Annotated in this window: 12 protein-coding genes and 1 tRNA gene; 9 read left to right on the forward strand and 4 right to left on the reverse strand. The window is 41.7% G+C overall.

Annotated features, from left to right (window positions below; genetic code table 11):
• Nucleotides 1-328: 328 nt before the first annotated feature.
• The 4 genes from galU to argS all read right to left on the reverse strand — a co-directional run bounded on the left by galU (nucleotide 329) and on the right by argS (nucleotide 4,750).
• The gene (gene galU / locus B7703_RS03365; protein WP_084923626.1) at nucleotides 329-1,228 is read right to left on the reverse strand and encodes a UTP--glucose-1-phosphate uridylyltransferase GalU; all 900 of its coding nucleotides are present in this window, start codon (nucleotides 1,226-1,228) and stop codon (nucleotides 329-331) included.
• A 21-nt stretch (nucleotides 1,229-1,249) separates the two neighbouring features.
• The gene (locus B7703_RS03370; protein ID WP_084923627.1) at nucleotides 1,250-2,266 is read right to left on the reverse strand and encodes an NAD(P)H-dependent glycerol-3-phosphate dehydrogenase; all 1,017 of its coding nucleotides are present in this window, start codon (nucleotides 2,264-2,266) and stop codon (nucleotides 1,250-1,252) included.
• Between the two features lie 169 nt (nucleotides 2,267-2,435).
• Nucleotides 2,436-2,681, reverse strand: a complete 246-nt coding sequence (locus B7703_RS03375; RefSeq protein WP_084923629.1) for a MarR family transcriptional regulator — start codon at nucleotides 2,679-2,681, stop codon at nucleotides 2,436-2,438.
• A 377-nt stretch (nucleotides 2,682-3,058) separates the two neighbouring features.
• A complete protein-coding gene (gene argS / locus B7703_RS03380) occupies nucleotides 3,059-4,750 on the reverse strand; it encodes an arginine--tRNA ligase (protein ID WP_084923630.1) in 1,692 nt (563 codons plus the stop codon).
• A gap of 135 nt (nucleotides 4,751-4,885) precedes the next feature.
• Here argS and argR point away from each other — a divergent pair, with 135 nt between their 5' ends.
• The 9 genes from argR (at nucleotide 4,886) to B7703_RS03430 (ending at nucleotide 16,240) form a co-directional block, all read left to right on the forward strand.
• Nucleotides 4,886-5,332 (forward strand): arginine repressor, encoded by a 447-nt coding sequence (gene argR, locus B7703_RS03385; protein ID WP_001231476.1) that lies wholly within the window; start codon nucleotides 4,886-4,888, stop codon nucleotides 5,330-5,332.
• Between the two features lie 50 nt (nucleotides 5,333-5,382).
• Nucleotides 5,383-7,917 (forward strand): DNA mismatch repair protein MutS, encoded by a 2,535-nt coding sequence (gene mutS / locus B7703_RS03390; RefSeq protein ID WP_084923632.1) that lies wholly within the window; start codon nucleotides 5,383-5,385, stop codon nucleotides 7,915-7,917.
• Nucleotides 7,918-8,062: 145 nt separating this feature from the next.
• Nucleotides 8,063-9,769 (forward strand): multidrug efflux ABC transporter subunit PatA, encoded by a 1,707-nt coding sequence (gene patA / locus B7703_RS03395; RefSeq protein WP_084923633.1) that lies wholly within the window; start codon nucleotides 8,063-8,065, stop codon nucleotides 9,767-9,769.
• Between the two features lies 1 nt (nucleotide 9,770).
• A complete protein-coding gene (gene patB / locus B7703_RS03400; RefSeq protein ID WP_084923635.1) occupies nucleotides 9,771-11,537 on the forward strand; it encodes a multidrug efflux ABC transporter subunit PatB in 1,767 nt (588 codons plus the stop codon).
• Nucleotides 11,538-11,675: 138 nt separating this feature from the next.
• Nucleotides 11,676-12,365 carry a gamma-glutamyl-gamma-aminobutyrate hydrolase family protein gene (locus tag B7703_RS03405; protein ID WP_001138351.1) on the forward strand — a complete coding sequence of 230 codons (690 nt, stop codon included), beginning with the start codon at nucleotides 11,676-11,678 and terminating at the stop codon, nucleotides 12,363-12,365.
• Nucleotides 12,366-12,535: 170 nt separating this feature from the next.
• Complete coding sequence (locus B7703_RS03415; RefSeq protein ID WP_000018269.1) at nucleotides 12,536-13,885, forward strand: glucose-6-phosphate isomerase; 1,350 nt, start codon at nucleotides 12,536-12,538, stop codon at nucleotides 13,883-13,885.
• Nucleotides 13,886-14,015: 130 nt separating this feature from the next.
• Nucleotides 14,016-15,476, forward strand: coding sequence for a glutamate--tRNA ligase (gltX, locus tag B7703_RS03420; protein WP_084923637.1), 1,461 nt, complete (start codon nucleotides 14,016-14,018; stop codon nucleotides 15,474-15,476).
• A 13-nt stretch (nucleotides 15,477-15,489) separates the two neighbouring features.
• Nucleotides 15,490-15,924 (forward strand): cytidine deaminase family protein, encoded by a 435-nt coding sequence (locus tag B7703_RS03425; RefSeq protein ID WP_084923638.1) that lies wholly within the window; start codon nucleotides 15,490-15,492, stop codon nucleotides 15,922-15,924.
• A 244-nt stretch (nucleotides 15,925-16,168) separates the two neighbouring features.
• A tRNA-Glu gene (locus B7703_RS03430) sits at nucleotides 16,169-16,240 on the forward strand.
• Nucleotides 16,241-16,264 lie beyond the last annotated feature (24 nt).

Raw genomic sequence — 16,264 nt, forward strand, 5'->3', positions numbered from 1 at the left:
TTTTGTTTTACTATACTAATTTATTCTACTCTTATTTTAATGAAAAAACAAATACAAGTATAGCGCTTTCATTAGTTTTTATGAAATAACTAGATTCAAGTAGAGAATTTACTTAATTTATGTGTGGATAATTTTGATACATAAAAGAAGAGTCTGGGACAAAAGTCTATCCTTAAATATAAAAAGCGAACAAAACGAGTTATCTGACACTCAGAATTCTGTCTTGTTCACTTTTTTGTCTAATCTATCGATTTTTAAAATTTATAATAAAGAATTCCTAAAATCAAAATCTTTTTGTCCCAGACTCTTCTTTATATAAATGATTTTATTATTCCTTCTCAGCTAATTCTTTTCCCAGTTGGATGAGGTAATCTTTCAAGTCATCTTTGACTTGTGGGTGCTTGAGGGCGTAGTCAATAGATGTTTTCATAAAGCCAAACTTATCCCCAACGTCGTAACGAGCTCCTGTAAATTCACGGGCAAAAACACGCTGTGTTTTATTGAGCGTATCGATCGCATCGGTAAGCTGGATTTCATTTCCAGCACCAGGAGCTTGCTTTTCGAGAATATCAAAAATTTCCGGTGTCAGAAGATAGCGACCGATAATAGCTAAATCACTTGGAGCATCTTCTGGAGCTGGTTTTTCTACGAAAGTTTCAACGCTATAGAGTCCATTGATCCCTTCTCCTTGAGGAGCGATGACTCCATATGATGAAACGTCTTCGTGTGGTACGGGCATGACAGCAATGGTTGATGCGTGTGTCTTTTCGTAATCATTCATCAGTTGTTTTGTCAAAGGAACGGCGTCCTTGTTTGTGATGTCCATAAGATCATCACCCAGCATAACAACGAAGGGTTCATTCCCTACAAAAGCTTTTGCTTGTAAGACAGCGTCTCCAAGACCACGAGGGTGAGTTTGGCGGATGAAATGAAGGCGCATACCAGTTGCTTCATCTACCAATTTCAATAGATCTGTTTTGCCTTTTTCTTTGAGATTGTACTCAAGCTCAAAGTTTGAGTCGAAGTGGTCCTCGATAGAACGTTTTGACTTACCAGTGACAACCAGAATATCTTCAATGCCTGATTTAAGAGCTTCTTCTACGATAAACTGGATAGTTGGTTTATCTACAATTGGCAACATTTCTTTGGCAAGGGCCTTGGTTGCTGGTAAAAATCGAGTTCCTAGTCCAGCGGCAGGGATAACTGCTTTTCTAACTTTTGGTGTCATAAGAATCCTTTCTTTAGAGGGTTAAGACCACTCATTCTCTGCTTTAAATTCATTGTTCATGATGTCATAAATGGCATCTTTGATATTGGTTCCTTGGTAGATAACTTGGTAAATGGCCTGTGTAATTGGCATATAAACTCCAAGTTCTTGCGCTAGCTCATAGGCTGCTCGAGTCGTTGAAATTCCTTCGATTACCATGCCCATATTGGCTTCGATGTCAGCTAGGGATTCTCCACGACCAAGTGCATCTCCAGCTCTCCAGTTACGAGAGTGGATAGAGGTTCCCGTTACGATCAAGTCTCCAACACCAGATAAGCCACTATAGGTCAATGGACTAGCACCAAGTGCTACCCCTAGGCGGGTAATTTCTGCCAAGCCTCGAGCGATGATGGCCGCCTTGGCATTATCACCAAATCCCAGACCATGTAAAGCACCGGCACCGACAGCGATAATATTTTTGAGAGCACCAGCAGTTTCAACTCCAATAACATCCGTATTGGTATAAAGTCGGAAGTAGTGATTGCTAAAGAGTTCCTGAACGTATTGTGCTGTTTGCAAGTCTTTAGAAGCAGCAGTGATTAAAGTCAGGTCACGCACAATGGTCTCTTCTGCATGACTAGGACCTGAGACAACGACGATATCACTGCGGAGCTGTTCAGGAATTTCTTCTTCAAGGATGGTTGATAATCGTTTATGGCTATCAGGTTCTAATCCCTTTGATGCATGCATGATAATCGCCTTATGGTCTAAGTTTTTTGCAACTTGTTGGGCAACAAGTCGTGTCACTTTTGTTGGGACAACAAACAAAATCGCATCCACATCTTTCAGAGTCTCTGCTAAGTCAGTGTAGGCAATGATTTTGTCATCTAGAACGACATCTTTAAAGTAGTGCTTATTAGTATGGTGTGTATTAATTTCATTGATTTGTTCGGGAATATTTCCCCAAATACGTACCTCGTGTCCATTGTCATTTAAGACTTGTGAAAGGGCAGTCCCCCAAGAACCAGGCCCCAAGACGGCGACGGTTTGTTTTTTCATGTTTTCCTCCTTGATAGAGTTCTCTCTTTTATTTTATCACATTCTAGGGGATTTTGCACTTGCATTGCTGGGGGAGTGGTGGCTTTGTTGCTTGAAAAATATACAAAAACCGAGCCTAAGTATAAAACTCTTAGTCTCGGTTTTGATATTCCTTAAAGAATAGCTCGGTTTATTTCAATTGATCTGTAATGTCTTTTGATAGCAACATTCCTAGATGATAAGTTTTATTGATATAAGCAATGACATCATTGATATTTTCAGTCGTGTGAATTTTCTGTTTGATGTCAGCCTTAAATGTTTCATCCTTTAAAAGTTGTTCTTGGTAGAGCTTTTGCAGTCTTTCCTTTTCATACTTATTAAGCAAAAAAAGGAACACCAAGCTAATCACAACGAGGATATAAGCATATTGGCTCATAGAATATCTCCCTGTATGATAAAGAAGTAGTAGTGAATAGGTTGAATTAGTCAATTCAAAGTAGCAGAGCAAGTCAGCAAAATTTGATAAGATTTTTGATAGACCTCTAAACCAAAATCCGTATAGGATTTGGTCTTAGTTACTTAGACTGCTTTACAATCAAGTAACTTGAAGATTACGACATGAGCCTAACCAAATCGATATTATTTGGTTAGATGAATTAGTAAAGCGTTTAGACAAGTGTCTCTGATTACGACGTCATGTTCTCTAAATCGATTATATTTAGAGAACATGACTAGTGAAGCAGTTAGCTAGTCCGCATATAAGCGGCTAGCGTCTAACAATTAGGAACTTTAGTTCCAATTGTTAGTACTGAATCACATCTTCTCTGGCGCTTCTACTCCAAGCAAGCGAAGTGCTTCTTTGAGAACGACTGCGGTTGCGTAGCTAAGGGCTAGACGGCTGTTACGTTCTGGGCTTTCATCCAAGATGCGTGTATGTGCATAATATTTGTTAAAGGCTTGAGCCAGACTAATTGCAAATTTCGCAATGATAGAAGGTTCAAAATTATCTGCTGCACGGTTGATAATACGTGGGAAGTCTTGGATGAGTTTGATGATTTCCCAGCTTTCAGCATCATTCAAGCTATAGTTGCCAGCTGTTTCAGGTTTGAAATCGGCTTTGCGCAAGATTGATTGGATACGAGCGTAGGCATATTGAACGTAAGGTCCAGTTTCACCTTCGAAGGATACCATGGCCTCTAAGTCGAAGTCGTATCCATTTGTACGGTCGGTCTTGAGGTCATAGAATTTAATGGCTCCAACCCCAACAGCATGCGCTACCTGGTCTTTGTTTTCTAGTTCAGGATTTTTAGCCTCGATTTGGGCTTTGGCACGACTAACGGCCTCTGCAACAGTAGGCTCTAGCAAGATGACATTCCCTTTACGAGTAGAGAGTTTTTTTCCTTCTTTTGTAACTAAACCAAAAGGAACGTGAGTAATATCTTCACTCCAATCGTAGCCCATTTCTTGCAAGACAGCTTTGAGTTGTTTAAAGTGGGCAGATTGCTCTTGACCAACGACGTAGATAGATTTAGCAAATTGGTATTCCTTTTTACGGTAAAGGGCTGCAGCCAAGTCACGTGTGATATAGAGAGTTGCACCATCAGATTTCTTGATAAGAGCTGGATGTTCAATTCCATATTTCTCAAGATTCACAACTTGGGCACCTTCTGACTCAACAAGAAGGCCTTTTTCGGAAAGAATGTCTACAACTGCATCCATCTTATCATTGTAGAAGGCTTCTCCGTTGTAGCTGTCAAATTCGACTTGCAATTCATTGTAAAGGCGGTTAAATTCCACCAAACTTTCATCACGGAACCATTGCCAAAGAGCGAGAGCTTCCTCATCTCCATTTTCCAGTTTACGGAACCATTCGCGCGCTTCTTCATCCAAGCTAGGGTCATTTTCAGCTTCAGCATTGATGCGGACATAGAGTTTAAGAAGTTCATCGATTGGATGAGCTTTTACAGCTTCTTCGTCACCCCATTTTTTGTAGGCAACAATCAGCATCCCAAACTGTTTACCCCAGTCTCCCAAATGATTGACCTTAACCGTTTGATAACCGATTTTTTGGAAAATATGTGACAAGCTATCTCCGATAACAGTTGAACGCAGGTGACCGATAGAAAATGGTTTAGCGATATTAGGACTAGACATGTCGATCACAACATTTTCTTGTTTACCAATATGTTGGTCAGCATAGTGTTCTTTTTCAGTGATAACAGCTTGCAATACTTGAGCAGAAATGGCAGATTTATCAAGGAAAAAGTTAACGTAAGGTCCTGTTGCGACAACCTTTTCAAAGGCTTGACTGTTAATTTTTTCAGCCAGTTCAGCCGCAATCATTTGTGGTGCTTTACGCTCGACTTTTGCAAGAGAAAAAGCAGGGAAAGCGATGTCTCCCATTTCTGAGTTTTTAGGGGTTTCCAGTAAATTTAAAATAGCCTCTTGGTCCAGGCTATCAATGACGCTAGCCAACTCGCTAGCAATCAATTCTTTTGTATTCATTAAGAGCTCCTTTTTGGACTTTTCTACTATTTTATCACAATTTTAAAGAAAGAAGAAAAAATTTTTGAAATCTCCTATTTTTTTGGTATAATATAGTTATAAAATTAGTTATAAATATGCATATAAGAGGATTTTATGAGAAAAAGAGATCGTCATCAGTTAATAAAAAAAATGATTACTGAGGAGAAATTAAGTACACAAAAAGAAATTCAAGATCGGTTGGAGGCGCACAATGTCTTTGTGACGCAGACAACCCTGTCTCGTGATTTGCGCGAAATCGGCTTGACCAAGGTTAAGAAAAATGATATGGTGTATTATGTACTAGCAAATGAGACAGAAAAGATTGATTTGGTGGAATTTTTGTCTCATCATTTAGAAGGTGTTGCAAGAGCAGAGTTTACCTTGGTGCTTCATACCAAATTGGGAGAAGCCTCTGTTTTGGCAAATATTGTAGATGCAAACAAGGATGAATGGATTTTAGGAACAGTTGCTGGTGCCAATACCTTATTGGTCATTTGTCGAGACCAGCACGTTGCCAAACTCATGGAAGATCGTTTGCTAGATTTGATGAAAGATAAGTAAGGTCTTGGGAGTTGCTCTCAAGACTTATTTTTGACAAGGAGAGACGGAAAATGGCGACAGAAAAGCTATCACCCGGCATGCAACAGTATGTGGATATTAAAAAGCAATATCCAGATGCTTTTTTGCTCTTTCGGATGGGTGATTTTTATGAATTATTTTATGAGGATGCGGTCAATGCTGCGCAGATTCTGGAAATTTCCTTAACGAGTCGTAACAAGAATGCGGACAATCCGATTCCTATGGCGGGGGTTCCCTATCACTCTGCCCAGCAGTATATCGATGTCTTGATTGAGCAGGGCTATAAGGTAGCCATTGCTGAACAGATGGAAGATCCGAAACAGGCAGTTGGGGTTGTGAAACGAGAGGTTGTTCAGGTCATTACACCCGGGACAGTAGTCGATAGCACTAAGCCGGATAGCCAGAATAATTTCTTGGTTGCCATAGACCGTGATGGCAGTCAGTTTGGGCTAGCTTATATGGATCTGGTAACGGGTGACTTTTATGTGACAGGTCTATTGGATTTCACGCTGGTTTGTGGGGAAATTCGTAATCTCAAGGCGCGAGAAGTGGTGCTGGGTTATGACTTGTCTGAGGCAGAAGAACAGATTCTCAGTCGCCAGATGAATCTGGTGCTTTCCTATGAAAAAGAAGGCTTTGAGGACCTTCATTTACTGGATTCACGATTGGCAACTGTGGAGCAAGCGGCATCTAGTAAGCTCCTCCAGTATGTTCATCGAACCCAGATGCGGGAATTGAATCACCTCAAACCTGTTATCCGCTATGAAATCAAAGATTTCTTGCAGATGGATTATGCGACCAAGGCTAGTCTGGATTTGGTTGAGAATGCCCGTTCAGGCAAGAAGCAAGGCAGTCTCTTCTGGCTTTTGGATGAAACCAAAACGGCTATGGGCATGCGTCTCTTGCGTTCTTGGATTCATCGTCCCCTGATTGATAAGGAGCGAATTGTCCAACGTCAAGAGGTTGTTCAGGTCTTTCTTGATCACTTCTTTGAGCGCAGTGATTTGACGGATAGCCTCAAGGGTGTTTATGATATCGAACGCTTGGCTAGTCGGGTTTCTTTTGGCAAAACAAATCCCAAGGATCTCTTGCAGTTGGCGACCACCTTGTCTAGTGTGCCACGGATTCGTGCGATTTTAGATGGGATGGAGCAACCTGCTCTAGCCTATCTTATCGCACAACTGGATGGAATCCCTGAGTTGGAGAGTTTGATTAGCGCAGCGATTGCTCCTGAAGCTTCTCATGTGATTACAGATGGTGGGATTATCCGCACTGGATTTGATGAAACCTTAGACAAGTACCGTCGTGTGCTCAGAGAAGGGACTGGTTGGATTGCTGAGATTGAGGCTAAGGAACGCGAAAACTCTGGTATCAGCACGCTTAAGATTGACTACAATAAAAAGGATGGCTACTATTTCCATGTAACCAATTCACAACTGGGAAATGTGCCAGCTCACTTTTTCCGCAAGGCGACGCTGAAAAACTCAGAACGTTTTGGAACCGAAGAATTAGCGCGTATCGAGGGAGATATGCTGGAGGCGCGTGAGAAGTCAGCCAACCTAGAGTATGAAATCTTTATGCGTATCCGTGAGGAAGTCAGCAAGTACATTCAGCGTTTGCAGGCTCTAGCTCAAGGAATTGCGACAGTTGATGTCTTACAAAGCTTGGCAGTTGTAGCTGAAACCCAGCATTTGATCCGACCAGAGTTCGGAGAAGATTCGCAGATCGATATCCAGAAAGGGCGCCATGCTGTCGTTGAAAAGGTTATGGGGGCTCAGACCTATATTCCAAATACGATTCAGATGGCAGAAGATAGCAGTATTCAACTAATTACAGGGCCAAACATGAGTGGGAAGTCAACCTACATGCGCCAGTTAGCCATGACGGCAGTTATGGCTCAGTTGGGTTCTTATGTGCCAGCAGAAAGTGCCCATTTACCGATTTTTGATGCTATTTTTACCCGTATCGGAGCAGCCGATGATTTGGTTTCAGGTCAATCAACCTTTATGGTGGAGATGATGGAGGCCAACAATGCCATCTCGCATGCGACTAAGAACTCTCTCATTCTCTTTGATGAATTGGGACGCGGAACTGCAACTTATGATGGGATGGCTCTTGCCCAGTCCATCATCGAATATATCCATGAGTACATCGGAGCCAAGACACTCTTTGCGACCCACTACCATGAATTAACTAGCCTTGAGGCTAGTCTGGAACACTTGGTCAATGTCCATGTGGCAACCTTGGAGCAGGATGGGCAGGTCACCTTTCTTCATAAGATTGAACCAGGCCCAGCTGACAAATCCTATGGTATCCATGTTGCTAAGATTGCTGGTTTGCCAGCAGACCTCCTAGCAAGGGCGGATAAGATTTTGACCCAACTGGAGAGTCAGGGTACAGAAAGTCCTGCTCCAATGAGGCAAACAAGTGCTGTCACTGAACAAATTTCACTCTTTGATACGCCAGAAGAAAATCCTATCCTAGCAGAATTAGCTAAACTGGATGTTTACAATATGACACCTATGCAAGCTATGAATGTCTTGGTCGAGTTAAAACAAAAACTATAAAGAGAAAATTACTCGTCATTCTAGCTGTATCAAGGAGACTTCTTTGACAAGTTCCTACTTTTTTGCTAGAATAACATCACACAAACAGAATGAGAAGGAGCTGACACATTGTCGCTCCCTTTTGTCTATTTTTTAAGGAGAAAATATGCTGATTCAGAAAATAAAAACCTACAAGTGGCAGGCCCTGGCCTCGCTCCTGATGACAGGCTTGATGGTTGCTAGTTCACTTCTGCAACCGCGTTATCTGCAGGAAGTGTTAGATGCCCTCCTTGCTGGGAAATATGAAGCGATTTATAGTATCGGGGCTTGGTTGATCGGTGTGGCCTTGGTCGGTCTGGTTGCTGGTGGACTCAATGTTATCCTTGCAGCCTATATTGCTCAAGGAGTTTCATCCGACCTTCGGGAGGATGCCTTCCGCAAAATCCAAACCTTTTCTTATGCAAATATTGAACAGTTTAATGCGGGAAATCTAGTCGTTCGTATGACAAATGATATCAATCAGATTCAGAACGTGGTCATGATGACCTTCCAAATTCTTTTCAGACTTCCCCTCTTGTTCATCGGTTCGTTTATCCTCGCGGTTCAAACCCTTCCCTCCCTATGGTGGGTGATTGTTCTCATGGTTATCTTGATTTTTGCCTTGACTGCTGTCATGATGGGAATGATGGGCCCTCGTTTTGCTAAGTTTCAAACTCTTCTTGAGCGCATCAATGCTATCGCCAAGGAAAATCTACGCGGTGTTCGTGTGGTCAAGTCCTTTGTCCAAGAAAAAGAGCAGTTTGCGAAGTTTACAGAGGTCTCAGACGAGCTTCTTGGTCAAAACCTTTACATTGGTTATGCCTTTTCAGTAGTGGAACCCTTTATGATGTTAGTTGGCTATGGGGCGGTATTCCTCTCTATTTGGCTGGTCGCGGGAATGGTTCAGTCGGATCCGTCTGTTGTTGGTTCCATTGCTTCCTTTGTTAATTACCTGAGCCAGATCATCTTTACCATTGTTATGGTTGGATTTTTAGGAAATTCTGTCAGTCGCGCCATGATTTCTATGCGTCGTATTCGAGAAATTCTTGACGCAGAACCAGCTATGACCTTCAAGGATGTCCCAGATGAAGACTTGGTTGGAAGCCTTAGCTTTGAAAATGTAACCTTTACCTATCCAATGGACAAGGAACCGATGCTGAAAGATGTGACCTTTACTATTGAACCTGGTCAAATGGTTGGTGTCGTTGGAGCGACTGGTGCAGGAAAATCAACCTTGGCTCAATTGATTCCACGTCTCTTTGACCCGCAGGAAGGGGCTATCAAAATCGGAGGCAAGGATATTCGAGAAGTGAGTGAAGGAACCTTGCGTAAAACTGTTTCTATCGTTCTCCAACGAGCCATTCTCTTTAGTGGAACGATTGCTGATAACTTGAGACAGGGTAAGGGAGATGCCACTCTATTTGAAATGGAGCGCGCAGCTAATATTGCCCAAGCCAGTGAATTCATTCATCGTATGGAGAAAACCTTTGAAAGTCCAGTTGAGGAACGGGGGACCAATTTCTCTGGTGGGCAAAAACAAAGGATGTCGATTGCGCGAGGGATTGTCAGCAATCCACGTATTCTGATTTTTGACGATTCGACCTCAGCCTTGGATGCCAAGTCAGAGCGCCTGGTTCAAGAAGCCTTGAATAAGGACTTGAAAGGAACGACAACCATTATCATCGCTCAAAAGATTAGCTCGGTTGTTCATGCAGATAAAATCTTGGTTCTGGATCAAGGACGATTGATTGGTCAAGGTACGCATGCAGACTTGGTTGCCAACAATTCCGTTTACCGTGAAATCTACGAAACACAGAAAGGAAAGGAGGAGTAAAATGAAGACAGTTCAATTTTTTTGGAATTATTTTAAAGTCTATAAGCTATCATTTGTAGTTGTTATCCTGATGATTGTTCTGGCGACTCTTGCCCAAGCTCTCTTTCCGGTATTTTCTGGACAAGCGGTAACAGAGTTAGCTAATTTAGTTCAAGCTTATCAAAATGGCAATCCAGAACTTGTTTGGCAAAGTCTATCAGGAATCATGGTCAATCTTGGTCTGCTGGTTTTGGTTCTATCTATCTCTAGTGTGATATACATGTGTCTCATGACACGCGTGATTGCAGAGTCGACCAACGAGATGCGCAAAGGTCTCTTTGGTAAGCTTGCTCGCTTGACGGTTTCTTTCTTTGACCGCCGTCAAGATGGCGATATCCTGTCTCGTTTTACCAGTGATTTGGATAATATCCTCCAAGCTTTTAACGAAAGCTTGATTCAGGTCATGAGCAACATCGTTCTATACATTGGTCTGATTCTTGTCATGTTTTCGAGAAATGTAACGCTGGCTCTCATCACCATTGCCAGCACACCAGTGGCCTTCCTCATGCTGATTTTCATCGTAAAAATGGCACGCAAGTACACCAACCTCCAGCAGAAAGAGGTAGGGAAGCTCAACGCCTATATGGATGAGAGTATCTCAGGTCAAAAAGCTGTCATTGTGCAAGGAATTCAAGAGGATATGATGGCAGGATTTCTTGAGCAAAATGAGCGCGTGCGCAAGGCAACCTTTAAAGGAAGAATGTTTTCTGGAATTCTTTTCCCTGTCATGAATGGGATGAGTCTGGTTAATACAGCCATCGTCATCTTTGCGGGTTCAGCTGTACTTTTGAATGATAAGTCTATTGAAACAAGTACAGCCCTAGGTTTGATTGTTATGTTCGCTCAATTTTCTCAACAGTACTACCAGCCTATCATTCAAGTTGCGGCTAGTTGGGGAAGCCTTCAGTTGGCCTTTACAGGTGCTGAACGAATTCAGGAAATGTTTGATGCTGAGGAAGAAATCCGACCTGAAAAGGCTCCGACCTTCATTCAGCTGCAAGAAGGTGTTGAAATTAGTCACATTGATTTTTCATACTTGCCTGATAAACCTATTTTGAAAGATGTCAGCATTTCTGCTCCGAAAGGCCAGATGACAGCAGTTGTTGGTCCGACTGGGTCAGGGAAAACGACTATTATGAATCTCATCAATCGCTTTTATGATGTTGATGCTGGCGGTATTTATTTTGACGGCAAAGACATTCGTGACTATGACTTGGATAGTCTCAGAAGCAAGGTGGGAATTGTCTTGCAAGATTCGGTCTTGTTTAGCGGAACGATTCGAGACAATATCCGTTTTGGTGTGCCAGATGCTAGTCAGGAAATGGTTGAGGCAGCAGCCAAAGCAACCCATATTCATGACTATATTGAAAGCTTGCCTGATAAATACGATACCCTTATCGATGATGACCAGAGCATCTTCTCAACAGGGCAGAAGCAATTGATTTCCATCGCTCGAACGCTGATGACAGATCCAGAAGTTCTCATTCTCGATGAAGCCACTTCAAACGTAGATACGGTGACAGAAAGCAAGATTCAGCATGCCATGGAGGCGGTTGTAGCAGGTAGAACTAGTTTTGTCATTGCCCACCGCTTGAAAACTATTCTCAATGCAGACCAGATTATTGTTCTTAAAGATGGAGAAGTCATTGAACGTGGTAACCACCATGAACTCTTAAAACTAGGTGGATTCTACTCAGAACTCTATCACAATCAATTTGTTTTTGAATAAGAAAAAAGTTGTCCTATGTGGGCAGCTTTTTCTTGTCCATAAAAAATTTTTATCACAGCCTTTAAAAAAACATATTAGACGAAAGTCGTTTTGAGTGATATGATAGGACTATCGTTAATATTCAAAAGGAGAGACATCATGCCTAGAACGGTTGTAGGAGTTGCTGCAAATCTATGTCCTGTAGACGCAGAAGGCAAAAACATTCATTCATCTGTATCTTGTAGATTCGCAGAGAGCATTCGTCAAGTCGGTGGTCTCCCTTTAGTCATTCCTGTTGGTGATGAGTCCGTTGTACGAGATTATGTGGAAATGATTGACAAACTTATCTTGACAGGCGGTCAAAATGTCCATCCTCAGTTTTATGGAGAGAAAAAGACCATCGAGAGCGATGATTACAATCTAGTCCGTGATGAATTTGAATTGGCACTCTTGAAAGAAGCACTCCGTCAGAATAAACCAATTATGGCAATCTGCCGTGGTGTTCAACTTGTCAATGTTGCTTTTGGTGGAACCCTCAATCAAGAAATCGAAGGTCACTGGCAAGGACTACCTTTCGGAACATCTCACTCTATTGAGACAGTGGAAGGAAGTGTGGTGGCTAAGCTATTTGGAAAAGAAAGTCAGGTCAATTCCGTCCATCGTCAGAGTATTAAAGATTTGGCACCTAATTTTCGTGTAACGGCTATTGATCCGAGAGACCAGACCATCGAAGCGATTGAATCTATCGACGAACACCGCATTATCGGTTTGCAGTGGCATCCAGAGTTTCTGGTTAATGAAGAAGATGGCAATTTAGAATTATTTGAGTATTTATTGAATGAACTGTAACGACTGGGACATCTGGTCGTTCTTTCTTTTATTTTTTCAAAATTTTTGGAATGTGGAATTTTTACGCAAACGTTTGAATTCTGATAAAAATTGGAGAAATTCGACAAAAAAACTTGAAAAAAACGAAGGTAAGCGTTATGATAGAAAAGAAGAAATATTGGAGGAATAACATGTCACATATTAAATTTGATTATTCAAAAGTTTTAGACAAATTTGTTGCACCACATGAAGTGGAATACATGCAATCACAAGTAACAGCAGCAGATGAATTGATCCGTAAAGGAACTGGTGCTGGTAGCGACTTCTTGGGATGGTTGGACCTTCCTGAAAACTACGACCGTGAAGAATTTGACCGCATCTTGAAAGCTGCTGAGCAAATCAAATCAGACAGCGATGTTTTGGTTGTGATCGGTATCGGTGGATCTTACCTTGGTGCAAAAGCAGCAATCGACTTCTTGAATCACCATTTTGCTAACTTGCAAACAAAAGAAGAACGCAAGGCTCCACAAATCCTTTACGCTGGAAACTCAATCTCATCTACTTACCTTGCTGACTTGGTAGAGTACGTAGCTGATAAAGATTTCTCAGTAAACGTGATTTCTAAATCAGGTACAACAACTGAACCAGCGATTGCTTTCCGTGTCTTCAAAGAACTTTTGGTTAAGAAATACGGTCAAGAAGAAGCAAACAAACGTATCTATGCAACAACTGACCGCCAAAAAGGTGCTGTTAAGGTTGAAGCAGACGCTAACGGTTGGGAAACATTTGTTGTTCCAGATGATATCGGTGGACGCTTCTCAGTATTGACAGCCGTTGGTTTGCTTCCAATCGCAGCATCAGGAGCTGACATCAAAGCCCTTATGGAAGGTGCGAATGCAGCTCGCAAAGACTACACTTCAGATAAAATCTCTGAAAACGAAGCTTACCAATACGCAGCAGTTCGTAACATCCTTTACCGTAAAGGCTATGCAACTGAGATCTTGGTAAACTACGAGCCATCACTTCAATACTTCTCAGAATGGTGGAAACAATTGGCTGGTGAATCAGAAGGAAAAGACCAAAAAGGTATCTACCCAACTTCAGCCAACTTCTCAACTGACTTGCACTCACTTGGTCAATTTATCCAAGAAGGAACTCGTATCATGTTTGAAACAGTTGTCCGTGTTGACAAACCTCGTAAAAACGTGATTATCCCTACCTTGGAAGAAGACCTTGATGGACTTGGTTACCTTCAAGGAAAAGACGTTGACTTTGTAAACAAAAAAGCAACTGACGGTGTTCTTCTTGCCCACACAGACGGTGATGTACCAAACATGTACGTGACTCTTCCAGAGCAAGATGCTTTCACTCTTGGTTACACAATCTACTTCTTCGAATTGGCTATCGCTCTTTCAGGTTACTTGAATGCTATCAACCCATTTGACCAACCAGGTGTTGAAGCTTACAAACGTAATATGTTTGCCCTTCTTGGAAAACCAGGATTTGAAGAATTGAGCAAAGAACTTAACGCACGTCTATGATAATAGAAGAAAAGAGTGGTTTGTCCACTCTTTTTACTCTCTTTATTCATAGAAATTGGACTCAGCCAAGACTTGTGATATAATATAGAGAGCAAAAAGGCAGACGCCTAGAGACTTTATAGGAGAAACTATGTCAAAAGATATCCGCGTACGTTACGCACCAAGTCCAACAGGACTACTACACATCGGAAATGCCCGTACAGCATTGTTCAACTACCTTTATGCACGTCATCACGATGGAACTTTTATTATTCGTATAGAAGATACTGACCGTAAACGTCATGTCGAGGATGGTGAACGTTCACAGCTTGAAAACCTTCGTTGGTTAGGTATGGATTGGGATGAAAGCCCAGAAACACATGAAAACTACCGCCAGTCTGAGCGTTTGGACTTGTATCAAAAATATATCGACCAACTGTTAGCTGAAGGAAAAGCCTACAAATCTTACGTTACAGAAGAAGAGTTGGCAGCTGAACGCGAACGCCAAGAAGCAGCTGGTGAAACACCACGCTACATCAACGAATACCTTGGTATGAGTGAAGAGGAAAAAGCGGCTTACATCGCAGAACGTGAAGCAGCAGGGATCATCCCAACTGTTCGTTTGGCTGTCAATGAGTCAGGTATCTACAAGTGGCATGATATGGTCAAAGGTGATATCGAATTTGAAGGTGGCAATATCGGCGGTGATTGGGTTATCCAAAAGAAAGACGGTTACCCAACTTACAACTTTGCCGTTGTTATCGATGACCACGATATGCAAATCTCTCATGTTATCCGTGGAGATGACCATATTGCTAATACACCAAAACAGCTTATGGTCTATGAAGCCCTTGGTTGGGAAGCTCCAGAGTTTGGTCACATGACCTTGATTATCAACTCTGAGACGGGTAAGAAGTTATCTAAACGTGATACTAATACACTTCAATTTATCGAAGATTACCGTAAGAAAGGTTACCTTCCAGAAGCGGTCTTTAACTTTATTGCTCTTCTTGGTTGGAACCCAGGTGGCGAAGATGAAATCTTCTCTCGTGAAGAACTCATTAAACTTTTCGATGAAAACCGCCTCAGCAAGTCACCAGCAGCCTTTGATCAGAAAAAACTCGACTGGATGAGCAATGATTATATCAAGAATGCAGACCTAGAAACTATCTTTGAAATGGCAAAACCATTCTTAGAGGAAGCAGGCCGTTTAACTGACAAAGCTGAAAAACTAGTTGAACTCTATAAACCACAAATGAAATCAGTAGATGAGATTATCCCATTGACAGATCTCTTCTTCTCAGATTTCCCAGAATTGACAGAAGCAGAGCGCGAAGTCATGGCGGGGGAAACAGTCCCAACAGTTCTTGAAGCCTTCAAAGCAAAACTTGAGGCGATGACAGATGATGAATTTGTAACAGAAAATATCTTCCCCCAAATCAAAGCTGTTCAAAAAGAAACAGGTATCAAAGGGAAAAATCTCTTCATGCCAATTCGTATTGCTGTTTCAGGTGAAATGCATGGGCCAGAATTGCCAGATACAATTTTCTTGCTTGGACGTGAAAAATCAATCCAGCATATCGAAAATATGTTAAAGGAAATCTCTAAATAAGAAGGGTACAATAATGGACATCTGGGAAAAGATGTACGAAGAAGCACAGAAATTGTATAATCCACATGAAGTATCTGATTTTGTTTATGCGAATCATGTCGTTGCCGCAGTAGAAGCAGAAGATGGGCAAATATTTACAGGATTCTGTATGGAGGGAACCTGTGGTGTTTTCCATCTCTGCGCAGAACGGGCGGCCCTCTTCAATATGTACCAATTTTCAGGACAAACTAAGGTTAAAAAAGTATTAGCCTTTCGAGACAAACCACCTTATGGTGGAAGTTCAGGAATGCCCTGTGGAGCTTGCAGAGAATTCCTCTTAGAGATGAACGCTGAAAATAAAGATGCAGAATTTATGATGGACTACGATACAAGAAAGACGGTGAAAGTCGCAGAACTAATCCCATATTGGTGGGGAGAAGAACGGGCTTCCAAGTTTAATAATCAATAGAAGAGTCAGTATAATGCTGACTCTTTTTACTTAAAGCTTAAGTTCAACTGGTTTTACTAATGCTTGATTAGTCGAAAAGAATCGAAAAAAGAGTGCACAAAATCCTCTCATCTGAAAGCGTTTCAGATTAAGTTTCGCTATGGTGGAAGTTACGTTGAGAAGTTATCACTTAAAAAAGTTTAAAAAAGGTGTTGACAAAGTTAGAAAAGTCGGTATAATAGTAAGAGTTGAAAATAACAGCTCAGGTCCGTTGGTCAAGGGGTTAAGACACCGCCTTTTCACGGCGGTAACACGGGTTCGAATCCCGTACGGACTATGGTATGTTGCGGATGGAAGCACT

It is taken from the genome of Streptococcus mitis (assembly GCF_002096735.1).
GTDB classification, from domain to species: Bacteria; Bacillota; Bacilli; order Lactobacillales; family Streptococcaceae; genus Streptococcus; species Streptococcus mitis_CZ.